This window comes from Microcoleus sp. MOSTC5 (assembly GCF_036701825.1).
GTDB classification, from domain to species: domain Bacteria; phylum Cyanobacteriota; class Cyanobacteriia; order Cyanobacteriales; family Microcoleaceae; genus Microcoleus; species Microcoleus asticus.
The window spans coordinates 5678-32662 of record NZ_JAUBRK010000055.1 but is presented as its reverse complement, the minus strand read 5'-3'; the positions used below and the strand labels follow the sequence as shown (position 1 = coordinate 32662).

At 45.4% G+C, this 26985-nt stretch carries 21 protein-coding genes and 1 pseudogene; 9 read left to right on the top strand and 13 right to left on the bottom strand.

Features of this window, described 5'->3' with window-relative positions; genetic code table 11:
- Nucleotides 1-399 precede the first annotated feature (399 nt).
- Both QUA54_RS25575 and QUA54_RS25570 read left to right on the top strand, forming a co-directional pair.
- Nucleotides 400-1404 carry a CHAD domain-containing protein gene (locus QUA54_RS25575; RefSeq protein ID WP_333416877.1) on the top strand — a complete coding sequence of 335 codons (1005 nt, stop codon included), beginning with the start codon at nt 400-402 and terminating at the stop codon, nt 1402-1404.
- Nucleotides 1405-1826: 422 nt separating this feature from the next.
- Nucleotides 1827-2726 carry a hypothetical protein gene (locus QUA54_RS25570; protein WP_333416875.1) on the top strand — a complete coding sequence of 300 codons (900 nt, stop codon included), beginning with the start codon at nt 1827-1829 and terminating at the stop codon, nt 2724-2726.
- Between the two features lie 189 nt (nt 2727-2915).
- On the opposite strand, the gene QUA54_RS25565 is transcribed toward QUA54_RS25570, so the two are convergent.
- Together QUA54_RS25565 and QUA54_RS25560 are read right to left on the bottom strand one after the other, a co-directional pair.
- Nucleotides 2916-3560 carry a 2TM domain-containing protein gene (locus QUA54_RS25565; RefSeq protein WP_333416873.1) on the bottom strand — a complete coding sequence of 215 codons (645 nt, stop codon included), beginning with the start codon at nt 3558-3560 and terminating at the stop codon, nt 2916-2918.
- Complete coding sequence (locus QUA54_RS25560; RefSeq protein WP_333416871.1) at nt 3557-5131, bottom strand: outer membrane protein assembly factor BamB family protein; 1575 nt, start codon at nt 5129-5131, stop codon at nt 3557-3559. The genes QUA54_RS25565 and QUA54_RS25560 overlap by 4 nt, the downstream gene beginning before the upstream one ends.
- Nucleotides 5132-5258: 127 nt before the next feature.
- Between QUA54_RS25560 and QUA54_RS25555 the strand changes: the two genes are divergently transcribed.
- Complete coding sequence (locus QUA54_RS25555; RefSeq protein WP_333416904.1) at nt 5259-7346, top strand: thioredoxin domain-containing protein; 2088 nt, start codon at nt 5259-5261, stop codon at nt 7344-7346.
- A gap of 146 nt (nt 7347-7492) precedes the next feature.
- Here the strand turns inward: QUA54_RS25555 and QUA54_RS25550 are convergent, their stop codons facing one another.
- Nucleotides 7493-7705 carry a helix-turn-helix domain-containing protein gene (locus tag QUA54_RS25550; RefSeq protein WP_293334244.1) on the bottom strand — a complete coding sequence of 71 codons (213 nt, stop codon included), beginning with the start codon at nt 7703-7705 and terminating at the stop codon, nt 7493-7495.
- 135 nt (nt 7706-7840) lie between these two features.
- Here QUA54_RS25550 and QUA54_RS25545 point away from each other — a divergent pair, with 135 nt between their 5' ends.
- The 5 genes from QUA54_RS25545 (at nt 7841) to QUA54_RS25525 (ending at nt 12446) form a co-directional block, all read left to right on the top strand.
- On the top strand, nt 7841-8059 hold the full coding sequence (locus tag QUA54_RS25545; RefSeq protein WP_333203956.1) for a hypothetical protein: 219 nt from the start codon (nt 7841-7843) through the stop codon (nt 8057-8059).
- 454 nt (nt 8060-8513) lie between these two features.
- Nucleotides 8514-10424 carry a 1-deoxy-D-xylulose-5-phosphate synthase gene (dxs, locus tag QUA54_RS25540; RefSeq protein WP_333416868.1) on the top strand — a complete coding sequence of 637 codons (1911 nt, stop codon included), beginning with the start codon at nt 8514-8516 and terminating at the stop codon, nt 10422-10424.
- Between the two features lie 108 nt (nt 10425-10532).
- Nucleotides 10533-10850, top strand: coding sequence for a hypothetical protein (locus QUA54_RS25535; protein WP_333416866.1), 318 nt, complete (start codon nt 10533-10535; stop codon nt 10848-10850).
- The gene (locus tag QUA54_RS25530) at nt 10847-11215 is read left to right on the top strand and encodes an aspartyl protease (RefSeq protein ID WP_333416864.1); all 369 of its coding nucleotides are present in this window, start codon (nt 10847-10849) and stop codon (nt 11213-11215) included. Before QUA54_RS25535 ends, QUA54_RS25530 begins: the two co-directional genes overlap by 4 nt.
- A 7-nt stretch (nt 11216-11222) precedes the next feature.
- Nucleotides 11223-12446: an NAD(P)/FAD-dependent oxidoreductase gene (locus QUA54_RS25525; RefSeq protein ID WP_333416862.1), complete on the top strand. Its 1224-nt coding sequence runs from the start codon at nt 11223-11225 to the stop codon at nt 12444-12446.
- Between the two features lie 56 nt (nt 12447-12502).
- On the opposite strand, the gene QUA54_RS25520 is transcribed toward QUA54_RS25525, so the two are convergent.
- The 8 genes and pseudogenes from QUA54_RS25520 to QUA54_RS25485 all read right to left on the bottom strand — a co-directional run bounded on the left by QUA54_RS25520 (nt 12503) and on the right by QUA54_RS25485 (nt 22667).
- Complete coding sequence (locus QUA54_RS25520; protein ID WP_333416860.1) at nt 12503-14929, bottom strand: sulfotransferase; 2427 nt, start codon at nt 14927-14929, stop codon at nt 12503-12505.
- Nucleotides 14930-15096: 167 nt separating this feature from the next.
- The gene (locus tag QUA54_RS25515; protein WP_333416858.1) at nt 15097-17169 is read right to left on the bottom strand and encodes a Wzt carbohydrate-binding domain-containing protein; all 2073 of its coding nucleotides are present in this window, start codon (nt 17167-17169) and stop codon (nt 15097-15099) included.
- Nucleotides 17170-17961: an ABC transporter permease gene (locus QUA54_RS25510; protein WP_333189458.1), complete on the bottom strand. Its 792-nt coding sequence runs from the start codon at nt 17959-17961 to the stop codon at nt 17170-17172.
- Nucleotides 17958-18488 (bottom strand): hypothetical protein, encoded by a 531-nt coding sequence (locus QUA54_RS25505; RefSeq protein ID WP_333416856.1) that lies wholly within the window; start codon nt 18486-18488, stop codon nt 17958-17960. The genes QUA54_RS25510 and QUA54_RS25505 overlap by 4 nt, the downstream gene beginning before the upstream one ends.
- Before the next feature lie 30 nt (nt 18489-18518).
- Nucleotides 18519-19937, bottom strand: coding sequence for a glycosyltransferase family 2 protein (locus tag QUA54_RS25500; RefSeq protein WP_333416855.1), 1419 nt, complete (start codon nt 19935-19937; stop codon nt 18519-18521).
- Nucleotides 19938-20011: 74 nt separating this feature from the next.
- Nucleotides 20012-21202: a glycosyltransferase gene (locus QUA54_RS25495; protein ID WP_333416853.1), complete on the bottom strand. Its 1191-nt coding sequence runs from the start codon at nt 21200-21202 to the stop codon at nt 20012-20014.
- Between the two features lie 415 nt (nt 21203-21617).
- A pseudogene (locus tag QUA54_RS25490) lies at nt 21618-22124 on the bottom strand (transposase); the annotation flags it as partial.
- A gap of 213 nt (nt 22125-22337) precedes the next feature.
- On the bottom strand, nt 22338-22667 hold the full coding sequence (locus QUA54_RS25485) for an IS110 family transposase (protein ID WP_333416851.1): 330 nt from the start codon (nt 22665-22667) through the stop codon (nt 22338-22340).
- 1388 nt (nt 22668-24055) lie between these two features.
- Here QUA54_RS25485 and QUA54_RS25480 point away from each other — a divergent pair.
- Entirely contained in the window at nt 24056-25678 is a 1623-nt protein-coding gene (locus QUA54_RS25480; protein ID WP_172185184.1) for an MBL fold metallo-hydrolase, read from the top strand.
- Between the two features lie 323 nt (nt 25679-26001).
- On the opposite strand, the gene QUA54_RS25475 is transcribed toward QUA54_RS25480, so the two are convergent.
- Nucleotides 26002-26313: a DUF6679 family protein gene (locus QUA54_RS25475; protein WP_006633466.1), complete on the bottom strand. Its 312-nt coding sequence runs from the start codon at nt 26311-26313 to the stop codon at nt 26002-26004.
- A 189-nt stretch (nt 26314-26502) separates the two neighbouring features.
- Nucleotides 26503-26712, bottom strand: a complete 210-nt coding sequence (locus QUA54_RS25470) for a hypothetical protein (RefSeq protein WP_333204355.1) — start codon at nt 26710-26712, stop codon at nt 26503-26505.
- Between the last annotated feature and the right edge of the window lie 273 nt (nt 26713-26985).

Genomic DNA, 26985 nt, shown 5'->3' with positions numbered 1-26985 from the left:
CGCAAAAAATCGGATTTTTATTAGCCCAAGGGCGAGGGAGGGTAATTCGATTTTAGATTTTAGATTTTAGATTTTAGATTGAAGATTGAAGATTGAAGATTTTAGATTTGAAATTTGAGATTGCTAAATGCTGACTTTGGATAAATTGTCCAACACCTTACATTAACAATGCTTACGCATGGGGGCTAGAAACTCGGTTTCTACGAAAAATCCTGGGTTTAATTAGAGAAATATAGGAAGAAACCGGGTTTCTGAGGTCGCAAGTGCAATCGAGAATTAATTAAAATTTATAATTTATGCGGTTCATAAATTAAAGTGTGTGCTACAATATAACCCCTTATTAGCAAAGCTTTGAAATCGAGATTAAAGTCGATTGGCAAAGTGGACTCTATACCTGCCATGAATATAAAAACATCAGCAAAAGTTAAAACTCAAGTTAAAAATCTCGGAGACGCAGCCTCTGAGGCGATTGAGAAATATTTCCGCAAAAGTGTAGCGCACGAGGCTGAAGTTCTCAAAGACAAAGATGCCGAAGAACTTCATCAAATGCGCGTGGGATTGAGACGTTTGCGATCGGCTGTAACGGGTTTTGCTCCGGTTTTAGACTTGCCAAAAGAGGCTTCTGAACGCAAAATTGGTAAGGTGGGGCGGGTTCTGGGAACGCTCAGGGATTTGGATGTGATGCTCGAAAGTCTCCAAAACCGCTATTACCCGAATTTGCCGGCTGACGAACAGGAAGTTTTGGATAAGGCTTTGTTGAATTTGCTCAAACAGCGGCAGCGGGCTTTGAAAGGGGTGAGGGCTGTTTTGGATGGCAAAACTTACCAGTCGCTGAAGCAGTCGATCGAGGATTGGTTGGAAAAACCGCAGTATCGGGCGATCGAACATTTGCCAATTGCTGAGGTTTTGCCGGATTTACTGTTACCTCAAGTCAGTGAGTTTTTCCTGCATCCGGCTTGGCTGTTGGGCACGGAATATGAGGATGGCAAAGTTAAAGTTGCTGATGATTTGAATGCTGAGGCTGTTGAAGAGAAGTTAGCAGCGGAGGGAACTATTCTGCACGATTTGCGGAAGCAAGCGAAGCGGGTTCGCTATTTGATGAATCTGTTTGGGGATTTTTACGGCGAGACTTACGAAGTTTATGTCGAAGATGTGAAAGCTGTTCAGGAATGTTTGGGCGATATTCAAGACAGTGAAGTTTTAGGGGAGTTTCTGACAGATTTTGTCGATCGCGATCTGAAAAAAGAGTTGCCGAAATTGGCTGATATTTTGGCAAAAAATCGCTACGCAGCTTGGCAAAAATGGCAAGTTTTGCAGCGCAGGTATTTAAATTCGGAAATTCGGAAAGGTTTGCGATCGGTATTAATTCATCCTGTGGTTGAAGATGCTGTTAAGGTCGATTAGCAGTCGGAATTTTATTGGGTTTGGAGTTACGCTTGGGCGCGGTTTGGGCGCAACTGCAAGCAACACAGAAGTAGCTCGTTCTAATTAAACGTAAGACGCTCTAGATTCGCGTATTACTACCCCTTGCTCTTAAAATTTTGATTGCCTGCCTATGTTAAAATTCTTGCCGGCAGGGAAAGTCCCCCGCCTGTCAAGATTTTGGTTGAAAGTAAACAAAAACTTTAGTCATGGAAAAGAAAATGAGTAGCCAACTTAACAAACCTCTGGAAATATGGATCAATGAAGATTTACTACTTCCTGGTGTACGCCCAGCCCCACTGCTAATGCACCTCAGCCCGCCGGACACTAATCCAGAGTTAAAGTTTTGGAATTTGCTCAGGGATAAATTGCCAGATTTAGTCAAGATTCACCGATTTACAAACTTGGCAGATGCAGGCAAGATTGTGGTAACTCCACATTTTATTTCAAGCTATTATGGCCTTAAGAAGGAAGGTCAATTAAATAAATTCCGGCGTCAAGTATTAGGGTCAAAACGGACTATCGTCACCTTTTCAAACAGTATGGAGTTTAAGCCTTATCAAGGAGAAATATTTTTTGCATCGGCTACTTACAATGATAAGAAAGAAAAATCAATACCTACGCCCCAATGGCTTTACGAATTGGGAGAGAAGGTAAATATCTCAAAGCCATCAATTCCTACTGTCGGTTTTGTGGGAAATAGTGAATATCCATCCCGACTAAATTCCCTGATATTACGTTATATTAAATTTTCAGATTCTATGGTTAACTGGATGGCAGGCAACCTTTCTGTTAATCGTAATTTGAATTTGGGAAGGCGAATGTTGATTGCAGCATTAGTCCGAAAAAAAATCATTAATGAATTGCGAAAAGCGAAAAATCTACAAACATCTGTGATTGAAAGAAAGGGAGAGTTTTTTAGTCTGCCATTGGAAGAAAAAAAGCGCCAAAGAGCCGAGTATATCGAAAATATCGAGAATAATGCTTATATCTTGGCGATGAGGGGAGACGATAATGGCTGTTACCAGCTCTTGGAGGTGATGTCAGCAGGAAGAATTCCGGTTTTCATTGATACTAATAGATTGTTACCGGAGTTGAGAGGGATGAAATGGGAAGATTTTTGCGTTATCGTTCCTTTTTCGGAAGTTCATCGGATTGGAGATTATATCCAAGCTTTTCACGATAAACTTTCGGATGAGGATTTTGCTGAGGTTTGCCGGAAATCTCGCGCTGCTTTCGAGCAGCTACTCCCTCACAACTTTGTTGTCAGGATTTTGGAAATAATTGCCAAAAGTACCAACTAATGATGTATAAAAATGGCTAGAGAATAGCATCTAAGAATGTCGGAGCTAACTTAAATATCGGATAAAATTACAGCAGTTATTAATCATTTGCCCAATTTCTCTCCGGCAGACGTGTTAGACTTGGCTAGTTATTTGTATTGGCGGGAGTTGATCTGAAGAAAAAGCGATAGCTTTTTTATTAAGAGAAAATCACGATTGCAACCACTTCATAAACTTATTCGTCGCAGTGCCGATCGACTGTCCTACCTGTTTCTTCAAACGCCACCGCTGAAAGGCTTGTTCGTAATCTTCCCCTTCAGTTTGATAAACATTCCAAGCATTCAGCGACAATCCCAATCCCCACGTTAGTAAAATAAAAAGCGACCAAGAAAGCTCGTGCGCTGCTGCTAGATTAAACAAAACTAAAAAAGTATTGATAATGCCGTACTTTGTCACATTTTTCTGCAATTTGCGACGACGGTAAGTGTTAAAAACCAGCTTTTCTTGAACTTCTCCTCTAGTTGCTAACCATTGCTGTTCCGCCGCCAGAATATCCTGTTCGGAAATGCCCAATTCCGCCGCAATCTCAAAAAGCTGGACTCTGGATAATTCCCCTTCATCCTGGCGCCGCGCGATCGCAAGCTGTAAAATACCTTGAGCATCCTCTGATCCGTAAATTTGATTTATTTGACTTTCATTTGTCGCCATAACAAGTTTCCTATAATTCCTGACATCATTTCTATGATAGAGATAACCGCAGTTAAACGGCAGGTAGTGACATTGGCGGATTTCAACACCCGGAAAATGAGGAGGCGATCGCACTTCGCACAGTCGCCAACCGTGTAGGTAGTTCACCCCAAAGTATACATCCAGCCATCCCTCGCACAAATCCTCACAATTCCGTCCCAAACTACAGGCGTCGCCTCAAATGACAAACCCGGTTTAAATCTTCCTGATTCTATTACTTTCAAACGGTAAAACTCGCCTTTAGCATTTCTCAAAGCATTCTCATCCCCAGACTTCGCTCGTTCCCAATTCAAATTGAACAAATAAACACCGTTGTATCCTGCACTTATCAGCTTATTGCCATCGGTAAAAATCGGAGTAGAAATTGAAGAACCAATGGCTTTTTTAAACACTATTACCGGAGTATCGTAAGACTGCTTCCGCCAAGGTACAGCAATTTTTTTACCTGTAACCATATCTTGGGAACCGATGTACAAATTGCCGTCGATCGCATTTGTGGCAAACAGGGCCGGAAACTCCCCTGAATTGTACTCGTCATTCAATGCCACCGAGCCAATTATTCCGCCTTCCCAGCTAGAAAGTCGGCGATTTCCCGTCGGCAAAAACCATTCAACACAGGCATTCGGTTCCTTGTTTGGATTCAGCTTCAGCACTCCGCCGTTGCCCTGAATGTATTGTTTTTCAATCGCACAAAACAGTTTACCCGATTTAGAAATTACAGCACTTCCGTCCAAATCTGAACCCGTATAGAAATCCCAGACTATCTTTTTAGTTTCAATGCTAATACCGTAAATATGACCGGAACCAGCAGCTATAAATATTCTATCTTTCAGCCTCGATGGGGATGATTCCGCTACCAAGTTTCCGCCGTGCTTGCTGATATCTCCTGCTGCATAAAGCTGTACTTCCGACAAGATATTGGGCTGCTTGATTCCTTGTTTGATTTTTGCCTGGCTTGTGGAACTATCGAGAAAATAGGCGATCGCATTTTCCCCCGCATTGAACAAAACGCCACCGCCGATGTCCAAAGCGCTGCTGTCATTATCGCGGCTGTAGCTGGGCGTTCTCCTGATATCCAATTTCCAAAGTTCCTTGCCAGTTCTAAAAGATATTGCCCTAAAACTCGGCACGACATTTTTGCCACCACCGCCACTGCGGCTTCCCTGCAAAATCACAATTCTGTTTTCGGCGCTGGCTTTTTCATCGATATAAATCGTTGATGAACCTTTAATTATATCATCAAATTTATAGCGCCAAACTTCTTTATTTGTAGCAATATCTATTTTGCGCAAATTGTGGTCATAAGCACCTATAATTAAATAAATTTTTCCCCCGTCTCTGGTAATTGTCGGCTGTCCAGTCCAACCGGCGCCGCTCCAAACTACAGACCGCCTTCCCAGAAAAGTCCGGCCGCTGCCGAGTTGAAATTTGTCGATTAACTTCAAACTTTTCGGAACACCTCTGCCGTAGAAACGGCGCTTGTCGTTACCTAAAAATGTCGGGACTAATAATTCTATTTCTGGCTCTGCTTTTGCCAGAGAATTGTTAAGATTAGTTTCTAATAAACCTTGTTCCGAAGAGGTAGTTTGGTACAGTTTGAGAACAGCAGGAGGAACAGCGGCGCTCAGCAAAAATTGTCCTAGCTGTTGATTGAAGGTTCTCCGAGATGATAAACTCATGTTAGATCGAGATAATCAGCCATAACATTAAAACACAATTATCAGCAACAACTCAATTAAAACATCTCGCGCTAAACTGCTAGAGAACTGACAAGCTTACCCAGTACGAGTGAAAGTGGATTTGATTATGGTCAACCGTCTTGCTCAATCCCAAAGCCTTTACCTGCGGAAACACGCCGAAAATCCGATCGACTGGTGGCCCTGGTGCGACGAAGCTTTGGAAGCGGCCCGGAGCGAAAATAAACCGATTTTCCTGTCAATTGGCTACTCTAGCTGCCACTGGTGTACGGTGATGGAAGGAGAAGCATTTTCCGATGGCGCGATCGCTCAATACATGAATTCGCACTTTATACCGATAAAAGTCGATCGCGAAGAACGGCCGGATATTGACAGCATTTATATGCAAACCTTGCAAATGATGACCGGTCAAGGCGGTTGGCCGCTCAACGTTTTTCTCACTCCAGACGAGCGAGTTCCCTTCTACGGAGGCACTTATTTCCCCGTAGAACCGCGCTACGGACGACCGGGATTTTTAGAAGTTTTGCAAGCAATTCGCCGCTTTTACGACACGGAAAAAGGCAAAGTAGAAGCCTTCAAAGCAGAGATTTTAGGCAACCTCCAACAGTCGGCAGCGCTGTCAGGGGTAACCGCCGAATTAAATCGCGAAATTTTTCAAAAAGGCTTAGAAACTACCACCGGAATTATTGCCGGCAGCAACCCCGGCCCCAGCTTTCCGATGATACCTTATGCTGAGCTAGCACTGCGGGGAACGCGATTTAATTTTGAATCAAAATACGACAGCAAACAAGTCTGCACTCAGCGCGGATTAGACTTAGCATTGGGCGGCATTTACGACCACGTAGGAGGCGGATTTCACCGCTACACCGTTGATGCGACTTGGACTGTGCCGCACTTTGAAAAAATGCTCTACGACAACGGTCAAATTGTTGAATATTTAGCAAATTTGTGGAGCGCGGGAATACAAGAACCCGCTTTTGAAACTGCGATCGCGGGGACAGTAGAATGGTTGAAGCGAGAAATGACCGCGCCGACAGGCTATTTTTATGCTGCACAGGATGCGGACAGCTTTAACACTTCTGAAGAAGTTGAACCGGAAGAAGGAGCATTTTATGTCTGGACTTATGCCGAACTGGAACAACTGTTAACTGCTGAGGAATTGGCGGAAATTAAAGCACAGTTTACTGTTAGTCGCAGCGGCAATTTTGAGGGTCAAAATGTATTGCAGCGCCGCCATCCGGGAAAACTGAGCGACACGGTAGAAACGGCTTTGGCTAAACTCTTTGCTGTTCGCTACGGTGGCAATCCCGATACTGTAAAAACTTTTCCCCCAGCCCGCAACAATCAAGAAGCTAAAAACGACAGTTGGCCGGGTAGAATTCCCGCAGTTACTGACACGAAAATGATTGCTGCTTGGAATAGCTTAATGATTTCGGGTTTAGCCCGCGCTGCGGCTGTTTTTGGAAATTGGGAATATCTGGAATTAGCTGCGACAACGGCTAATTTTATTTTAGAGAATCAGTGGACGGATGGGCGGTTTCAGCGGTTGAATTATGACGGACAATCTGCTGTAACCGCGCAGTCGGAAGATTATGCTTTGTTTGTGAAAGCATTGTTGGATTTGCATCAAGCGAGTTTGACTTTAGGAAACGGGGAAGAAGCAAAACAGTTGCCAAATTCTCAGTTTTGGTTGGAGAAAGCTGTGCAGGTACAAGAAGAGTTTGATGAGTTTTTGTGGAGCGTGGAATTGGGAGGATATTACAATACTGCTAAGGATGCTAGCGGAGATTTGTTGGTGCGGGAACGCAGCTATATAGACAACGCAACTCCGGCGGCGAATGGAATTGCGATCGCATCTTTGGTTCGCCTCGCACTGCTGGCGCAAAATTTGGAATATCTCGATCGCGCGGAGCAAGGTTTGCAAGCTTTCAGCAGTATTGTACAAGATGCTCCGCAAGCTTGTCCGAGTTTGTTTTCTGCTCTCGATTGGTATCAGCATTCTACCCTAATTCGCACGACTCCCGACCAGATTTCGGGGTTGATTTCCCAGTATTATCCGACTGCTGTCTGTCAAATTGAGGCTGATTTGCCTGAAGGGGTTATCGGGTTAGTTTGCGAGTGTTTGACTTGCAAAGAACCGGCGAAAAGTCAAGAGCGGCTGTTGGCAGAAATTTGGCAAAGTCAAACCCGAGTTTAGCACGGGGAGCGGGTTTACGAGATTCTTAGTTTTCAGGCGACGCATTTTGTCTGGTGCGTCGCCGATAAGATTATCGAGCTTATTTTGATATGTTTTCAGGCGACGTACCCTACGGTAGTTGTTAGATGAGCGCCATTTGTGATCCCTCAATCTTCCAAAACCTCAACTAAATCTTCCATTGTCACGTCGAAGGCGCGGGCTATTTTGTAGACAGCAGAAATATCGGCCGTGTTCAAAGCATCGCGCTGAACGTAGCTTCTAACAGTGTTGTAATTCACTCCCGATCGATCGGCAACTTGCTTTAGAGTCCAACCCTTTTGCTCAGCTAGTTCTCGAATCCGCAGTCTAACGTATCCCATGCTTTAGCTTGATATTGATGCGTATGCAACATACAATAGCTATGTACACTGAAAACGATCGCCCTCCTAGCCTGGAAAACTTAAGGGCGATCGCCTTTTCTATCACTCTCCGCAAACGCGGGGAAGGATTACCCTATGATACCAACATCAAAGCCCAAATTAAACACTCATCCCTGGTGTATCGTGCGGCAACTGCCAAATATGCAGCGATTGGTTGTGGCAAGGTTCCACCGCCGAGGCGATGCAGAGGGATATCTCCAGATTTTACGGCGGTTGTTGCCGGGGGCTAAACACGCGATCGTTTTCGATACGACTGGGGCCGAGAAATTGCCAGAAGTTCGATCGGCTCAATGAGAGCAAATGTTGTAATTGATGAGAGCGAGATCCTTTTTTGTTTTAACTAGAAAACCGATTAATAGAAAAGGGAACTCGTCCTTTCCTGACAAAAAGGAAGTAAGTCGCTCTAATTAAACGTCAAACGTTTTTCTGTTAGATACCCGACTTCTTTAAAAAGTCGGGTATTTGAATATTCTATTTTTTTAGGTGGGGTTTTAGCTTTAAATGCTTAAGAATCCCCATGCAGCTAACAACTAGCCATTAGCAACTAACAACATAAGCTTTTTTTATATTGACGGCGCACAAGTTATTAACTATAATTACCAGACCAAAAATAACAAAAATCTTACGCCTAACAGTTTTTCTCAAATAACCGTTAAACTATTCTAACGTTTGCGCGTACCCAACGTCGCAAGCCAAACCTATATCTGTTAAGGATTCGTCCTGATTCACAGGAGCAAGATTTTAAAATATGCATCTGAGCGAACTGACTCACCCAAACCAATTACACGGTCTCTCGATTCATCAACTCGAACAAATTGCCCGACAAATTCGAGAAAAGCATTTAGAAACTGTAGCAGCCAGCGGCGGGCACCTCGGCCCCGGATTGGGTGTAGTGGAACTGACCTTAGCACTCTACCAAACACTTGACCTCGATCGCGACAAAGTTACCTGGGATGTCGGCCACCAAGCTTATCCTCACAAATTGATAACCGGCCGCTACAACCAATTCCACACCCTCCGCCAAAAAGACGGCGTTGCAGGCTATCTCAAGCGCTGCGAGAGCAAATTTGACCATTTTGGTGCTGGCCACGCTTCCACGAGCATCTCAGCAGCTTTAGGGATGGCGATGGCGCGCGACCTCAAGGGCGAAAACTTTAAAACAGTAGCAGTCATCGGCGACGGTGCATTGACTGGCGGCATGGCACTCGAAGCGATCAACCACGCGGGCCATATGCCGAAAACCAATCTGATGGTAGTGCTCAACGACAACGAGATGTCAATCTCGCCCAATGTCGGCGCGATTACCCGCTATTTGAACAAGATGCGACTCTCGCAGCCGGTGCAATTTCTCAAAGATAACTTAGAGGAACAATTCAAACATATTCCCTTTGTCGGCGAAACTTTTACCCCAGAAATGGAACGCCTCAAAGAAGGGATGAAACGCTTGGCAGTCTCGAAAGTTGGAGCCGTAATTGAAGAATTGGGCTTTACTTACATGGGCCCGGTAGACGGACACAATTTGGAAGAGTTAATTGCCACTTTCAAACAAGGTCATACCATCCAAGGCCCGGTGCTAGTTCACGTTGTGACTGTGAAGGGCAAAGGATATGCGATCGCCGAAAAAGACCAAGTAGGATATCACGCCCAAAATCCCTTTAACTTAGCCACCGGCAAAGGCATTCCCTCCACCAAACCCAAGCCTCCTGCTTACTCGAAAGTCTTTACCCACGCCCTGGTCAAGCTAGCAGAAAATAATCCAAAAATTGTCGGCATTACCGCTGCAATGGCAACCGGAACAGGTCTGGATAAACTTCAGGAAAAACTGCCGAAACAGTACATCGATGTCGGCATTGCCGAACAGCACGCCGTGACTTTATCGGCTGGTTTAGCCTGCGAAGGAATGCGCCCCGTTGTAGCAATTTACTCGACCTTTTTGCAGCGGGCATACGATCAAATAGTTCACGATGTCTGCATCCAAAATTTGCCCGTTTTCTTCTGTTTGGATCGAGCCGGCATTGTCGGTGCTGACGGCCCCACCCACCAAGGAATGTACGATATTTCCTACTTGCGCTGTCTGCCAAATATGACAATTATGGCACCCAAAGACGAGGCAGAATTGCAGCGGATGATAGTCACGGGAATCAACCACACAAGCGGCCCGATCGCCATGCGTTACCCGCGCGGTAACGGTTACGGCGTGCCTCTGATGGAGGAAGGTTGGGAAGAATTGCCGATCGGCAAAGCCGAAATTCTCCGCAACGGCGATGATTTGCTGATATTGGGTTACGGTTCAATGGTTTATCCGGCGATGCAAACTGCCGAGATGCTGAGCGAACACGGCATTGAAGCCACTGTAATCAATGCGCGTTTTGTCAAGCCTTTGGACACCGAATTAATCTTGCCTTTAGCACAGCGAATCGGGCGAGTTGTCACTTTAGAAGAAGGCTGTTTGATGGGTGGTTTTGGTTCAGCAGTAGCCGAATCTTTGCTCGACAATAATGTCCTCGTGTCGCTGATGCGGCTGGGCGTACCGGATACATTAGTAGATCATGCAACGCCAGAGCAATCATTTGCAAGTTTAGGGCTAACTCCACCGCAAATGGTCGATCGCATCTTAGCAACATTCAGCCGCAAACAGTCACCTGTTAGCGTGAAATAGCTAGAATTGTAGGGTGCGCCTAGCGCACCTTACTCTTCGATATCCGATCTATGACAGTGAAAGAGCAGCATGATTGAAGGAAGATTTGAGGATAAGGGAGAAAAAACAATGACTAACGTGAAACCAAATCGTACCGTGCGGCGGGGAAGACTGTTCCCAGAAATTCAATGGTCAGAAGAAAAAAAAGCCCAGTGGCGAGCCGAAAGAGAAACATTTTATCAGCGCTGCAAACCAATTTTCGATCGCCTTAAACCAGAATTAATCGACACTCACTACAACTGGTACATGGCCGTTGAACCCGACAGCGGGGAATATTTTATCGACAAAGATGATATGCAAGTTGCAAACCTAGCCCATGAGAAATACCCGAAAGCTAAATTGCACGTTTTTCGGATCAATGAAACCGGAGTTTGTGGCACAATATGATTCAAGGAAGATTTGGTGATGAGGACGAGCTATTTTTTGAACTTGAACTGATTGCTGATAACGGCTTAGAATTACCTGTTGATGCTCTGCTTGATACAGGTTTTTCTGGCTGGTTAGCAATGGACAGTCAGGATTTAGAGGGACTTGATTCGACATATGTGAAACAAGAAAAAATGCGAACAGCTAAGGGAGAATTTGATTTTGAACTTTATGTAGGAAAAGTGCGTATTGAGTACCTAGAATTTGACATTCCCGTTCATGTGGGTGAGGGAGTACCGGAAATTTTAATCGGCCGCCAGTGGCTGAAAAATCGGCGGTTAGTAGTTGATATCCCTGCGGGTGTTTTGACATTGGGAGCGAGTTAAAATCAAAATGAATTTAAAAAGTTTTGACATAGTAATAGTAGGAGCAGGCCCAGCAGGCGGTCACTGCGCGAGAATCCTAGCCCAATCTGGCCACAAAGTATTGCTGGCAGAGCAAAACGACAATTTTAATAAAAATGACTTTTCTAGCGCCGCTACACCTCTAGAAACCCTCTCTAAATTTGATTTACCTGAATTCGTAATCGGCAGTTTTTGGCACAAACTTACTATTGAAACTAGCAAAGTCAGTCAAAGTTGGGAGTCTCCAGAAAGGTTGGGAGTTGTTCTCAACTTTGCTAAATTTAGAGAATTTCTAGCCAGCGAAGTTGAGCGATTTGGCGGTGAAGTTTGGCTTGGTTATCGTTACACCGGACATTCACAAGCCAAGGGCGAAACAACAGTAGAATTTAAACAGTTATCCGACGGTCAAGTTATCAAAGTTAGCACGAAAGTATTGGTTGATGCTACTGGCTTTGCTAGGGCGATTATGTACGAAAAAGAGAAGGATAAGCCCGATTTTTTGTCGGGAACCGGCATCGAATATTTAATTGAAGTAGAGCCAGAAGTTTACAATAAATACAGCGGTGATTTAATCTTTTTTTTGGGCGATAAATGGATGCCGAAGGGTTATTCCTGGATATTCCCAATGGAACAGAACAGGCTGAAAGTTGGTGCGGGTCGCATTTTTTTAGATGCGAAAACGGTGAGGCATTTGTCACCGCTGAAAAAATATATTGATTTACTGATTGATGAATATCTGAAGTCTAAAACTTATAAAATTATTGACAAACACGGTTCGACTCTGAAGTACAGTCCTGGTTTGAAAGATATTTATTGCAAGCATAATAATATAATTGCGATCGGCGATAGTGTCTCGACAGTAAATTTTTTGGGTGGCGAAGGAATTAGACACGGGATGGATGGTGCGGAAATAGCGGGGAAATATATTCAAAGGTATTTGGAGGGTAAAATCTCAGATTTTCGGGATTATGAGACAGAAATGCACCGCAAGTTTGATAAAAAATGGAATATTTCGGAAAGGTTGGCTGTGAGAAAATATATCGATGATGTTAATGATGAACTCACAGATAAAATGATTTCTTATTTAAAGTATATGAAAACAGAAGATGTTATGGATATTTTATTTTATTATAAGTTTGAGAAGATTTCCAGAGGGCTAGGCGGTTATTTGCAGCGGAAAATCAAGGGATTGATTAAGCGATTTCACTTGTAAGGTGCGCCAGTTGAGAAATTTTTAGTTGAGGCAAAAATCTCGCTGGCTGACGCGCCCTACAAACCTAATTGCCATAAAAAATTTTCTGCTGTGACTTGAATGCGCGGCAGCGACAGTAAATCATCGTCAAAACTGCTAAAATTTGACCTATATGATACACCAAAAGTATACCCAGTCGCTCCAATTAAATGCGCTACAATTGGATCGACATCCCCGTAAGGATAGGCAAAACATTTAACAGATTTCTCTAATCCCCTTTCCAAGATAGCACGGGATTTCGCCCCCTCCCGCACAATTTCTGTCGGCGACAATGCAGTTAGAGGTTGATAAGTAGCAGACATAGAACCGAATTTAATCCCTGCATCCCGCAGTTGGCGAATTTCCGGCCATCCCATTAACTGCACTTCTTCAAATTCGGCTTTTTCCCAACTACTTGTCTTTCCTATCGACTCCGCTACCAGAAAAACAGTCGCTGTAAAATCAAAGCGTTTTAGCACAGGCCAAGCATATTGGAAAAAGTCGAGATAGCCACCATCAAAAGTGATCGATACAGCTTTACCGGGTAAAGGAGTTTTATCCAGTTTCGCACTTCGCCAATCTTCCCAACTCGCACTATAATAAGCACGATCTTTAAGATACTGCAACTGTTGTTCCAAAACCTGGGGGGTAACTGCGTCTAAACCGTCAGGAGAAATGCGACGGTAGGCGAGAATCGGCAGCCTTTGTGTAACGCTATGATTGTCAAAAACTTGAGGTTTCACCGAGTGAGAAACTTCCCCATACGGCGATTTTCGCCCAATAATTTCCGGTGCGTAAAATACTTGCTTTGGAAACTCGTTTTCTGAGGCAATTTCCATTGTAGTTTCCCCCGCAATTGCCGCCGCTGACGCGATTTCCCGCAGCGCCGCGGCTGGGAGTGCGGCCCGGCGGCTGACACTCGTCCCGATCGCACCCGATCGCCTGCCGAACATTACCGCATTTGGCGGGTAAATGCCCTCAGCACCCGGTGCATTCAACGAGTCGGGCAAATCCGACCTTTGTTTAGCACAAGAGGCTAAGCGCGATCGCAGCGATTGCTTGCCGTTGAGCGGTTTTCCCAGCAAAGCTTCTCGCACCGTGGCGACGCACAACTCAAAACCACTAATTCGAGTAATAGTCGATCGCAATTTTTGAGCAGAAACAAAATTATTTTCCACAGCAACACTGACAATACCGACAGCAACGCCGCCTACTTTCACCAGCACGTCAATTTCACAAATATCAACTTGTATATTAGGAAAATCCTCGCTAACTTCTAAGGCAATCAATTTTTTTTCGCTCGTAATTGTTGGGACTTCCTCTGCTATTTCTGGCTTGTAGAAATCCTCCAAATGCCAATGCGGACGCCCCCATAATTCTTGCAAAAATAGCGTCCAGTCATTTTTATTGTGCAATGATCCCAGCAAAGTTTGCCACAATCTCTTGCCTTTTTCGCTGCGATTGCGTTGAAAGAAGCGATCGAGAATGGGCCAAGCAAACTGGGCTGCTATCGCATCCGCCAAAACCGAAGCCGCAACCATGCCATCGCAAATCGGCAATTCAATAATACCGAGTTTAATTCCTTCTAGTTCGATCGTACAGCACAGGCGATCGCATATTTGCGGAATATCGCAAATATTGGAAATTGGTTCGCTCACTTCTACCGTAACTTTCCAGGCAACTTGACCCTTGACTCGCTTAATTTTATCTAAAATATATTTAATTTCATTTTTCGTAAAATTTTTATGATATTTGTGATTTTTATTACTTTCAACTTCTCTCTCAATCCCTTGGTGCCAAGGTAGATTTAAACTGAGGTTAACGGCTTTTTCTTGATAAAGTTCCAGCATTTTTTCATCATAGGCAACGCCCATAAAATCACATATGTTTTTTATTTTTTTTACTTTATTATCTACAATTTCTTCATAGTTGACTAATATATGATTAGATTTTTTAGCATATTTGTGACTAATTAAAATCGCCTCTTTCCAGCGAGTAATACAGTGGTTTAAATCCCAACCTGGCCCCCACAAATCATGAGAACTCCTAGTAGCCTCATGCAGAGAAGCTATTGTATCTATACTGTTTCGCAAAATGTGTATAAATTTAGCATCCGGCAAAAAGCGCTGTATATCCTCAATAAAATATATGTGTTCCGGGGTTTTTTCCAACCAAATACTTTTGTTTTGTTCCGCAGCCAAACCATCCAAAACTCCGACAAACCAACTAACTTTAGTTGCCACAGTTTGACTATCATCAAAATTTTGTAAAAGTTCAGGGCGATTAATCTCATCCTTAAAAAAAGCTTCCATCCTACCTGGCAACTTTCCCGCAAACTTATTGTACAGTAAATAGTGAAAAAACTTAGATTCAGGAAAAGAAATAACTTCAGGATGAGCGGCTAATAAACTTTGAAGCATGGTTGTGCCGCTTCTCGGACAGCCTAGTAAAAATATCCGTTTCATTTTTATAGCTGATAAATGGTTTGTGAATTAGATTTTTTTTTATTAACAGCAAAGAGCGCTAACTGCACAGATGAAGAGAAGAAACAGCTATGATTCATGTATCATTTATTAGAAATCATTGGTAAATCTCTGTCTTTTTTGTTCCTATGTGGGCAAAAACTTTTTTCCTAACTCCAATTAAAGTTTTCTTTCAACAAATCCGAAAGTTCTTGATTGTAAGGTTTGAAATAATTTATCAATTTTTGTTCGATTTCGGGCGGCAGTTGGCTGTAGCGATCGATATGATTTATTTGATATTCTTTAATTGCACTCGCACTAATATCCAAAAAACTCAATACTTCCGAAAATACTTTGTCGGTATTTGCGTAAAAATCTTCGCTTTTGAGAATTAGCAACTGTTCCCTCGGAAAATAGTCGAGCCAGTTTTTGATTTGTTCTACATAAATTCCCCGCGACAAATAGGAATAATGCTGGTGATTAAAACTGTAATAATTTTCATCAGCTTGGATTTTTTCAATCTCACCTTTGAGTCTATCAGGTTCAGAAGCGATCGCTTTTTCAAAATCCAACTTTTCGCAGCCACTCGCCACTTCTAAATGATAGTGCATCCATGCTCGTTTGACTGGGTTTTGCAGCATCACAATCAGCTTAACATCCGGGAAACACTTGTAAACTCGCTCCGCCACCAAAGGATGATAAATATAGTAAGGAGTCATCTCCCACAGCAGCACCTTGTCACCCGCGACACTCCGCGTCAACTGCTTGCTGTACCACTCAACACCACGCTCAAAATTCAAATCAAAAAAGTGAATGTCCCGGGAACCTTCTTTAATAATTTGCAAATGATTTTCGAGATTGCTGTATAGATATTCCGTGCCGCAGTTTTGAGCGCCAACAATTAAAAAGTCAGGTTTTTGCTTATTTTCCAACTGAGTCAAAATCTTGGCGTAGCCGGGATTATTCTTATCCAAATCGTAAGTAAGAGAGGCTAGTTCAGGTAAATCCCGAAGCGGCATTTTGCCCTCAAATTCCCAACGGTAGGGCGGACAAAGAATCGTTTTTTGGTTGACAGTCGATCGCACGTACAGCGGATAAACCTGCCAATGATAATCGTAGGCGTAAGCCAAAGTTTCCTCGTAAACCCCAGCATTCACGTAATACTGACCGTTTCCTAAATCCAGCCTGTCGATTTGCAGCCGGATTTTGCCTTTCCCTTTCACCAGCGGCAGCAGTCTGCCCATTTGATTAGTATTAGTCTCAAAACAGCTTTGACCATCTTCCCTGCTGATTGTTACGGCAAAAATAGCAGCAGAAATTTCCTGCGATACCGAATAATGAATTTCAATGCTAATAGCTTCACCGCTATCTATTTCCGTATTTGGTGACACTTTGACATCGGTAATTTCTACTTCCATAGAACCGAAGCGATTCTGATTACCTCGCTGTGACGAGCCGCTACTTGTAGCTTCAGCAGCACGCAGAGGAGTGCTATTTGATGTGGACGATCGCATTTCTGACAAATACTGACCGACTACCACTTCTGGTTCGCCATAAGCAACGATTTCACCTGATTTTAGCCACAAAGCCCGATCGCACATTTTCTGAATTTGCGACGCGGTGTGAGAAATCAAAACAATCGCACATCCTTGATTCTTAAACTCAGTTATCTTATTCAAACATTTAGTTTGAAAAGCCACATCACCAACCGACAAATGTTCATCAACTAACAGCACTTCGGGATCGGTATGCACCGCCACCGAAAAAGCCAGCCGCATTTTCATCCCCGTACTGTAAGTCCGCGTCGGGCTGTCAATAAACTGTTTTAACTCTGCAAATTCCACAATATCGTCAAACCTGCGCGCCACTTCCCGGCGAGTCAAACCGGCCACCACCGCACCCACAAATACGTTTTCTCTGCCCGTTAGATCCGAGTGAAAACTCGCACCCAAATCCAACAAGCCGCCAATTCTGCCGTTAACTTTAATAGATCCTTCCTCAGCCCGGCAAATACCGCCGACAACTTGCAGCAGCGTTGATTTTCCCGCGCCATTCTTGCCAAGAATTCCCAGCATTTCGCCAGGAGAAACAGTAAAATTTATATTCCGCAGCGCCCAAAAACTCGCCTCCGGCTTCAGCTTCCACCAACCGGACAAAGCGGCTTCCATAATCGTATTAGGTTTCGCGGTAGAGTAGCGATTAAAACGCTTACCCAAACCTTTGACAATAATTGCTTCACGCATTTACACTTCCTCCACAAAATGAGCGCTTTGCCGTCTAAAAATTCCCAGTCCGATGGGTAAAAGAGCCGCCACAGCCAAGCTCAAAATTAACAGAGCCGACCAATCCGGCTGCATACCTTTAAGAAGTATGGCGCGGTAAGCTTCAATCAGGGGCACCATTGGATTTAAGTAATAAAAAATCTTAAATTTTTCCGGGACGCTGCTGATGTCGTAGAAAATCGGAGTCAGGTAAAAGAGCATCTGCAAAACTACTCCCAAAGTGTGCTGAGTGTCGCGGAAAGTGACATTCAAAGCGGCAAGGGGATAAGCAAAACTAACTGTTAGGAAAAACTGAATAATCATCAGCAGTGGCAACAAAAATAGCACTGCATTCAGAGGAACGCCATCAATTGCCAGAAAGATAAGTAACACCGGCAATGCTAAGAAAAAGTGAATGAGCCCCGTCGTCGTCGCGACTACCGGCAAAATTGCCGGGGGGAAATTTGGCTGCCTGATTAGTGGCTTATGATTGGTAATTAATGCCGTTGATTTAAACAATACCGTTTGAGACCAATTCCAGATTAACAAGCCGCTGAAAGCAAAGGAAGAAAATTTTGGAATATTAAGGGGTACGACAGAGCGAAACAAAAAGGAAAATACAGCCAACTGTAACAGCGGACTGATTAAAGTCCAAGCAATCCCCAAGGTCGATCGCTTGTAAAGTAATTTCATATCGCGATCGACCAACACCCGCAGTAAATCGAACCAATGAGCAATTTTGCGCCGATAAACCAGCGTTCCCGCATTTCTCACCGCACACCTCCGGCACATACCAGCGGTTCAACCCCAAGAACAGCAGCCAAACACTGGGCTTGCAAGTGCGCTTCCCTGTAAGCAAAAGGACTTTGCAGAACTCCCAGCAACTCAGTCACTACCAATTTGCAGGTCAACCGGCCAGGAATCATCAAGCGACGCAATAGCAACCTGTTCAGCCACTGAGAGCAAACAAAATTCCAAATTTCCAGCCGCGGCACAGTGCGGTTGCGGGTGCAGATGACAACGCTCTTTGACGGCAGGTGGCGATGGGAAACTGCTGCTGGTTCCTGGCCTAAGAACTCTACCAAAGTCGATCGCACCAACTCTTTGCCTAACTGATCCACAATTGTTTGTCGCACTCGATCGGTCGCAATTGTTTGTTCCCAGGGACTGTTACTAACATAAGCCCAGCCCAGAGGTCGTCCCCGGTAGCGAACTAAAATGCGAAATCTTTCATATTTTCCGAGCTTTTGAATCGGATTAATCTGTTCTGCCAACTCAATTTCCATCACTTTTATTGCCATAAGTTGCTCCTAAAAATAGTGCAGCGGGAACTAGAGAGAAAAGTTCTGAGTTTTGAGTTGGGAGTTTTGAGTTGCAATTTCCCAATTTTCCAATTTCCCAACTTTTGAAGTTGGAGTTTTGAGTTTAAAGTCCCCGACATACTTATTAATTGCTAATTCGTACATTTTAAAAGCAACTAAAGGCTTTTCTTCGATCGTTTCAGCCTTGCAGGGCATACCGTTAACCCCGATCGCCCGAGCCAGGGGTTCGGCAAAGTGAAGCGCCAGAATCGATCGCAAGTGAGCGCCCCGCAGCGGTTCCGCGCCCGCTTGCGGAAAAATGTGGCCTACTTTCTGTTGACCGTAATACAGGTAAGCCCCAGCCGGTCGTTCCGCGTCCAGCAGGCTTTCTGCGGCTTCCCAACCTTGCTCCAAATCGATGTTAATTTCATGTCCGCCTAAATCGCCGCGGGCCGGGGTTCCTTGCATAAAACTACAAATTGCCGATCTACTTTTCAACTCATCGATAACACCCCGCAAATACCAATAACCGCGCAATTTTGCCCGCAACCAGCGCCAAGTTCCCCGCATCCGCAAGCTTTCGAGTAAATCAAGGGATTTCCTCAGTCCCAGAACCAGCCAATCCACAGCAGCCGGGCAGAAAAACGTGACAGCTACCAGAATTTTATCTACCAGCGAGTAAGCAGTTTCGTAGGCTGCTATCGGCAGTGTCGGTTTAAGTTCCGGGTGTCGGTGGCCGATCAAAACATCCGAGCGCCCTTCCTGACGAAATCGGCGGAAAGAGCGATCGATATTGTTGGTTTCGTGTTCGTAATGATAGCCCACTGCTTCAGCAGCCACAACAACAGGTACATCAGCTTTCAGCAAACGCACCCCAAACTCGTAATCTTCCCCGCCGCAGTTCCCGAAAGCCGAATCAAAGCCATCGAGACGAGCAAACAGTTCTGCATCCAAAGAAAGGTTGCCGCTGAGCAAATCTTTATAAGTAAATCGGTGACCGGGCTGGCTCATCTGATAAAACTTGTCTTCCCACCACGATCGCACTTCCACGTCAAAAAGTCTAGTTCCTCCGTGCAACTTAGGCGGATATGGGCCCATGACAGCAGATCCCGGACGCTCTCGGTGAGCGCGCGCGTGGCTTTCCACCAAAGGCGGCAGGGCTTCGATATCGTCGTCGAGAAACAGCAGCAATTGCCCCGTAGCCGAAGCCGCTCCCGTATTGCGGGCGATGGCAGCACTCCGGCAATTTACCTCGTTCGCGTGCAGTTTAAACGGAGCTTTGTAGTCTTGTAGCATTGCCAAAGTATCGTCAATGCAGCTATCTGCCACTACAATAACTTCGATCAGCTCGATCGGATAAGTTTGCGAGTGCAAAGCATCCAAAGCCCGCCGCAGCGAAGAACTTCGATTGTGAGTGGGAATAATTACGCTAACAGTCAAATTTTCCATATTTACATTACCAAAATTAACTTCATCTACATTTCATCTGCTTTCATCTGCGGTTAAAAATAATCTAAAACTCCCTATTCATTGCTCCCCTTAATTTCTTGCAACCACTTGCGAGAAGCAAAATAAGCCATCGGCCCACTGACACAGCCCCGCAGTTGAGCCAACAGCAAATCGCTCGGAATCGACTCGGGTTGCTTTCGCAAAGAAGCAAATAATTCAGGAATTTGCTTGGAATGCAACCATCCCCAAGCTAACCGCAGCACACTGAATTCTCTGTTGATTACAAACATCCGCGTCCAGAAAGCATAGACTCCGATGCCGTAGCCTTGGAGCGTTTTTTGCAATTCTTCCCAGGTGCGCCGATGGCGGTGCCAGCTCAAAGCTCTCGGCTCGTAGACGATGCAGTAGCCCGCGCGCAAAATGCGGGCAAAGAGTTCACAGTCTTCCCCTCCGACAGTGGGCGTTCCCGCCCCTAAAGCCTCGTCAAACAAGCCGATACAGTCGATCGAACTTTTCCGCAAAGCCATACTCGCCGAAACCCCCACAGGAGCGACAACCAGCGGGTTGCAGTGCGCCCCGTCAAAAATTCGGCGATCGAAGCCCCGCCCGTGGGGGCTATAGCGCTCGAACCATTCTTGCGCTTCGGTTTCTAGTTCCAAGGGCATCACCAGCCCCGTGACGCACATCACTCGCGGATCGCTAAAATTCCACAAGAGCGATCGCAGCCAGTTGGGATCGGGGGCCGCGTCGTCATCTGTAAAGGCTACGAATTCGTGTTTAGCTTCGCGTAAAGCTCGGTTGCGGGCAGCGCTGGAACCCGGTACGTCTTCGCGAACATAGCGGACTTTTGGGTAATTTTTGACCAGTTCCTCGGTAGCGTCCGTGGCGGGACAATTGTCAATTACTAAGTATTCCTGACCGTCGTCTGGGAGCTGCATAAACGCTTCAAGAGTGCGCCGCAAATCTTCCGGGCGATCGCGCGTGCAAACCGCTACTGTGGCGATCGGCATTGCCTGCAGGGGCCCGCGTTCGTCCCATGCGAGGGAATCGTAGAGCCAATTTTTCCAAAGATTCTCCCCCGCAGCATTCATCAGTGTTTCCTGCAATTGAGATCCCTCAATGCTACCTCTGACTACCGAAAGTAGAGCTTGGCCGATCGGTTTTCCGTGCAGTCGAATTAAAACCAAGGCTTTGCTGTAACGCTCCTCAACCGTAATTTCGGGCGGAAGTTTGGAGATTTCCAGGTCAAGAATAGCTGTTGCCATGAGTTATGCCATCTTAAGATTGTAGATTTTAGATTCTAAATTTTAGATTGTGAAAAACTCATAAATAATCCGTATTTTCCCGGATGTTTTTTAGCCAAAATTGTTTTAGAAGATAGCAATTTATTAATGCTATACTTGTCGCTCCCGGCTTGCGAATCAAACATAAAGCCTCATTTTTGTTATTGCTGTTATTCATATTTTAACTTTCGATGACCTGCTGATGTCAAGTTTTTTTCGTACATTATATTTGCCGTCAAAAACGAGCGCTCGTTGAGGCTTGTGTCAATTGCAGGTGCTATTGGCAGCCGTTGCGCTAGCAAGCCTCGCCATTAATGCCACATTTAAAAACCAGATTTTTTGAGAAAACCGGGTTTGTGGGCTCGCTCCTCATTTCAGCTTTAATTGCGATCGGGTACTATGCTCGACAAAATACCAAACAATTAAAAACTCTCCCCATTCCAACTTTCGCGAGTAGTAGTTTTCTAGCAATCCCAAGTCCGTTGCGATAATATAGAGGCAACAAATAAAATACTAATTTTTGGGAATAAATCCCCATGCCAAGTAGAACAGCACAAAAAACAATAATATTTTCTAGGGTCTTGTAGATACTGTTTTGACCTGTCAAGCGGTAGCGATCGCATAATTGGGATCGAAAGGCTTTTGGGATTTTAAAATCCCAAAAGCCAAATGCACCAACTTCGGATATCATTGCACCAATCACCTGCATTTTGACCTTTGCACAACCCAATAATCGCTCACTCATTGCTTTGAGTAACGGATTGCAGGGCATCGCCACCACAGCCAGCAAATACAAAGCTTTTCGCAGTCGGATATTGCCGGCGTATGACAAACGAGTTTTGCCTTTAATAGAAGTCCCAGAATTGCATTTGCAGGGAGTGAAGCCTCCTGCATAAGCTGCTAATTTACAGGCATTCTCTTAATCAAAAACCTCACCAATTTACGGTAATAATATGGATGCCGTTTGTTCACCAATTCCGGAATTGAGGTCAAGATTTCACCCTTTTTTAAAAAATGGGGGTGTTGGTCAAAATGGTCACTAATCAGTTATTTGATCGGTTGTTATTACTGTTTAAGATACTCCAAATATGCTCGCGTAAGGGAAGCAACAGTTGATCTAGCTGTTTCCCGACGGTTCTGTTATTGAGTTGACATTTCGCTCGCAGATTCGACCGATCGCAAAGCCAGCTTGTAATTCCTTAACTTCAGGTGCAGTAGGTGTCGAGAATGAGGGTTTAACAGATGCACAAAAACGAGCAATCAGTGTCGCATCTACGGAATCGGCTTGGGTTCGCAAAAGTTCGCTTTTAGCAAACCCTTTAATCCTGGCAGGATTGACGATACTAACCTGATAACGAGCCAAATGGAGGAATTCGGCTAAAGCTTCCCCGTAAATGCTAGTAGCTTCCATGCAATCAGGGAGTTTGAGTACACGAAGTTGTTTCAAACGGAACTTACCCCGCACACGGGGTAAGTTCCGGTTAAAACTGGTAGATCGACTAGGTTAAGCCGGTTATTTATAATCTGCGCAAAGCGCAGCAGTCGTTTGCTGGCTGCCGTCAAAAAACTGGAATATCACAGAAATGCAAGGATACATATTGGAGAACTACGATCTGGTATTTGACTCCGCACAAAACTATTCCACAAAGTTCAACCAGGCACTAATTAGCTGAAAAAAACTCAAAAACGCAACCCTAAATAAGACCCAGCAATGATAAAAAAAACAGCATATTACAGACGGGTTGGACACTCACCGAGCCGAGATTACTTCTGGCAAGTTAGTGGTATTTTTACAGGATGAATATCATTTATTGTCGGAATTGATGTGGCTGTGTTGGGGGTAAAACAAAAGAACGTATCGTTTTGTCCCCTAGTCAATGAGCGGAGTAAACAAACCTATTATGGGGCAGTCAGGCGATTTGAGATTTGAGGTTTGAGACTTCGGCGTGAGACTTCGCCGAAACGTTCGACGCTCAGTCGAGCCATGCTCCAACGTTAGGCGAGCACTGAGCCGAGTCGCGCTGAGTCGAACGATTTGAGATTTACTCCCGATGAATCTGGGAACTAGAACAAGAGTCTACAACTTTGGGTGGCTGGCGACTACTGTCGGAAACTTGTATCCGTTTTTGGGCGGGGTCAAAAATCCATTTAAACTCTCTCCAGGATAGCCACAAGGTTTGCTTAGAAAAATGTATCAAACTTTTACAAAGAAACCGATCGAACTCATAAAGCCTCTCTCTGCCCTGACCAAAGCAGTTAGCTAGCACGATTCTTGTTCTCCAAGTTTTTCAGATTGGACTATACACCGCCCTCAAAACCCAAAAAATGAAGATTTGTAAAGTTTTATCAAGATGTTTGGGCATCTGATTTAAAATCTTCTCATAAAAAAGACCAGCTTTTAGCAAGCGCAAATTGTGGAAAAAGGTTTAAAACTCAGAATATGAGATCGAGTTCGCTGGTCTTACATGGTGCAATAAAATGTAACTTTTGATGCCAGAACCAGTAACATGAACTTTGTCGAAGGCCGAATGCCCGTCAGGTCAAGGCCTTGGGAAAATCGCTTTCCTGGCACTGCATCAAATCTTAAGTGCAATTACTTTCCTTGCACGGGAGCCGGAGCCTTCGAGCAAACATTTAACTCCAGGGCTTACGCACCAAAACTTTACAGAAACCGGGTTTATTTACCCGGAGCGAGGGCGGCAACAAAGTGTTTTCGTCCATCAAACCCGGTTTCTGTGTCCGGGAGTGAACTCGATCGAATGAATGCAGTCGCAACCGATGTTTAAATGTGGCGATACTGCAAGTTGCGTGCAAAGCAGGGAGCTAACCGCAGTGATGGATCTCGATTGTTTACCTTACGGCGCAGGCCACGCACAGGAAGGGGTCTGTCTGCTAGTCCGAATGGGGCCGCACCGCATTTTACTCGACTGCGGTATAGAGGATATTGCACCCCTGTCAGCGACACTAAATCGATCGCTGCCAGCCGATTTTGTGGTGTGCACCCACGCCCACTCTGACCACGCCAGAGGTTTGCTAGCACTCCATCAATCTTTCCCCCACTTGCCAATTTACGCCAGCGAAGTGACAACGCGGCTGCTACCGCTCAACTGGCCATCCCGGTCTCAGCAGCCAGAGTCTCGGTTCTGTCAGGCACTGCCCTGGCAGTCGCCGATCGAACTGCGCCCGGGACTTAGCGTGCAGTTGTTCCCGTCTGGCCATTTGCCCGGAGCGGCGACTGTGATCCTGACTTATGCCGCCCCCCACCGCACCTACACCCTGGTTTACACCGGCGACTTTTTCCTGTCCAATTCTCGTTTGGTGGAAGGTTTGCCGCTGGGAGAACTCAGGGGCATGAAACCCGATGTTTTAATTTTGGAAGGCAGTTACGGCACGGCGCGCCACCCTCACCGCCGACAACTGGAAAATCAGTTAGCCGATCGCATCCACCGCGCCATCGCCGACGGGTACTCGGTACTGCTGCCCGCGCCGGCACTCGGTTTGGGCCAAGAACTGCTGATGCTGCTCCGCAGTCACCACTACTTTACTGGCCGCGACTTGGATATTTGGGTGGACGGCACTGTCGCCGACGGGTGCGACGCTTATCTGGAACTGTTGCCCCAATTTCCCACCGCCGTCCAAAATTTTGCTCTGCACCAACCTTTGTTTTGGGACGAAAGGGTGAAACCCCGCGTCCGCCGGCTGTCTGCCGAACAGCGCCTCGGATTGGGTTCCACGCCGTGTATTGTGATTACTGACCAAATTGCTGATTTGGCTTTGTATGTTGCCGATCGCACAAATCCTTGGATTTTGCTCGCACCTCAAAAACCCGGATATCCCGTCAGCAACTGGCCCGAATCTGGAGTCAGAAGCGTCGAAACTTATCTGCTAGCCGAACACTGCGACGGCCCAGGGACTACCCAGCTCATCCACAATTTGCGTCCCCAGCACGTAATTTTACTCCACGGTTCCCCTGCATATTTGGCTGACTTGGCTAACTTGGACGAGCTGCGAAACCGCTACCAGTTGCACACTCCGGCGGTCGGAACACTTGTAGAACTGCCGATCGGGGAAATGTTTTTGCAGCCCGCTATCCCGGAAACTAACTATGAGGGAGAACTCAGCGAATTGGGGACAGAGGTAGCAATTAGCTTGCCGAGTCCGATTACAGCCGACCCTCGATGGGCCAATTTTGCCGATACCGGTTTGGTAGAAGCGCGGTGGCAAGGCGAAGAACTGGTACTGCGGGGCATCTCCCAGCGGGAACTGCTTTTTCAAGGCAGCGCCGTTCAGGCAAACCTCGAATGCTGCGGCAATTGCCAGCACTACCGGGGCCAGCGCTGTTGGAACCAATTATCTGCTTTGTTTGGCTTTAAAGTTACCCCCGACGGTTTCTGTCCGGTGTTTAAAGCGATACCGGAGTCCGAACTTTTCCTAGATGGGGAAACAGACGGCGAATAAGCTGTCGGGCACCTCGAAACCAGCCAGCAGGCAAAGAAAAAAAAAACAGTCCTAGACGTACCCAGACAAAAAACCCCGTTTAACCAGGGGTAAGGTATCGCGCATTGAATAATTTTTCAACTACTGTGTACTTAAGCTCTTGTGGGGTGGGCAGGAGAGCCCGCCATAAAGCTTAAATTTAAAGGCAAAATACCTTATTTGGTCACAACCGAGAATATTTTTGGTCTAAACCGGGTTTTTTGCGTAATTCCTCCAGGAAAAAGGGAGAAAAGTCGTTTTCTTTTCTCTCAAGTTTTCCTTGTGCCTCAAGCGCGAGCTCAAAACTATTCCAAATTCGAGTCCGGGTAGTGATTGCGAATTTGTTCGGCTTCGGGACAATCGTCAGAAACTAGGGGCTCGCAGTTAGTTCTGGACACCGAAGCCAACTTCTGGGACACAGCTCCAATACTTTCGAGACGCACCATTTCTTCCCAAGAGCTGATTTCGTCTTCTTCGTCGGTTTCGTAGCGCAGCGTGACTAGATCCCCTTCAATATCTAGGATACGAGCGCGCTCTATCCAACGTTGCTGATCTCGAAGAAAAATAGAAACCTCACGACCATCACAACAGAGTTGATAGATTTTGCGCTGTAGCATTTGTCAGTTCTCCTGCGCAGTTTAACTTGCTTAAAATATGACCTGTTTACCGTAACGTACTTTGGGTTTTACATCGGAAGGCACAGCCGTATGGACTGGCCATTTTCACGTTTTCCGAAACTTTTGTACCGATGGGAGTTACCAAACTTGATTTTACCACCAAATCTATCTAGTACGCCATTTATCCAATTACAGGTTGTGCAGCCAGTGGCATCCCTCGCGGGAGGCATTTGCCAGCACAGATCGGAGCATCAAAACTTGACTCCCGCGATCGCGATTAACAGCGACAATAAAAACAGACTCTGCCTCAGAAATCTCCCTCTCTTGTGCCTCAATTCCCCCAGAAACCTCTTGTTTCGACGTTTGTTCGATCGCGCCCACTAACGTTTCTTGACTCAATCTCAAATCTCAAAGCTCCAAAGCTCCAAAGCCACACTCAAACAGCGACAATAAAAACAGACTCTGCCTCAGAAATCTCCCTCTCTTGTGCCTCAATTGGCTCAGAAACCTGTTGCTTGGAGGTTTGTTCGATCGCCCGCTAACCCCTCTTGGCTCAATCTCAAATCTCAAATGTCAAAGCGAAAGCTCCAAAGCGACACTCAAACAGCGACAATAAAAACAGACTCTGCCTCAGAAATCTCCCTCTCTTGTGCCTCAATTGGCTCAGAAACC

Excerpts from the sequence above, each read along its gene's own strand:
- QUA54_RS25575 (WP_333416877.1), top strand. The coding sequence starts at position 400 with ATGAATATAAAAACATCAGCAAAAGTTAAAACTCAAGTTAAAAATCTC.
- QUA54_RS25560 (WP_333416871.1), bottom strand. The coding sequence starts at position 5,131 with ATGAGTTTATCATCTCGGAGAACCTTCAATCAACAGCTAGGACAATTT.
- QUA54_RS25555 (WP_333416904.1), top strand. The coding sequence starts at position 5,259 with ATGGTCAACCGTCTTGCTCAATCCCAAAGCCTTTACCTGCGGAAACAC.
- QUA54_RS25550 (WP_293334244.1), bottom strand. The coding sequence starts at position 7,705 with ATGGGATACGTTAGACTGCGGATTCGAGAACTAGCTGAGCAAAAGGGT.
- QUA54_RS25545 (WP_333203956.1), top strand. The coding sequence starts at position 7,841 with ATGATACCAACATCAAAGCCCAAATTAAACACTCATCCCTGGTGTATC.
- dxs (WP_333416868.1), top strand. The coding sequence starts at position 8,514 with ATGCATCTGAGCGAACTGACTCACCCAAACCAATTACACGGTCTCTCG.
- QUA54_RS25535 (WP_333416866.1), top strand. The coding sequence starts at position 10,533 with ATGACTAACGTGAAACCAAATCGTACCGTGCGGCGGGGAAGACTGTTC.
- QUA54_RS25530 (WP_333416864.1), top strand. The coding sequence starts at position 10,847 with ATGATTCAAGGAAGATTTGGTGATGAGGACGAGCTATTTTTTGAACTT.
- QUA54_RS25525 (WP_333416862.1), top strand. The coding sequence starts at position 11,223 with ATGAATTTAAAAAGTTTTGACATAGTAATAGTAGGAGCAGGCCCAGCA.
- QUA54_RS25520 (WP_333416860.1), bottom strand. The coding sequence starts at position 14,929 with ATGAAACGGATATTTTTACTAGGCTGTCCGAGAAGCGGCACAACCATG.
- QUA54_RS25515 (WP_333416858.1), bottom strand. The coding sequence starts at position 17,169 with ATGCGTGAAGCAATTATTGTCAAAGGTTTGGGTAAGCGTTTTAATCGC.
- QUA54_RS25505 (WP_333416856.1), bottom strand. The coding sequence starts at position 18,488 with ATGGCAATAAAAGTGATGGAAATTGAGTTGGCAGAACAGATTAATCCG.
- QUA54_RS25500 (WP_333416855.1), bottom strand. The coding sequence starts at position 19,937 with ATGGAAAATTTGACTGTTAGCGTAATTATTCCCACTCACAATCGAAGT.
- QUA54_RS25495 (WP_333416853.1), bottom strand. The coding sequence starts at position 21,202 with ATGGCAACAGCTATTCTTGACCTGGAAATCTCCAAACTTCCGCCCGAA.
- QUA54_RS25480 (WP_172185184.1), top strand. The coding sequence starts at position 24,056 with ATGGATCTCGATTGTTTACCTTACGGCGCAGGCCACGCACAGGAAGGG.
- QUA54_RS25475 (WP_006633466.1), bottom strand. The coding sequence starts at position 26,313 with ATGCTACAGCGCAAAATCTATCAACTCTGTTGTGATGGTCGTGAGGTT.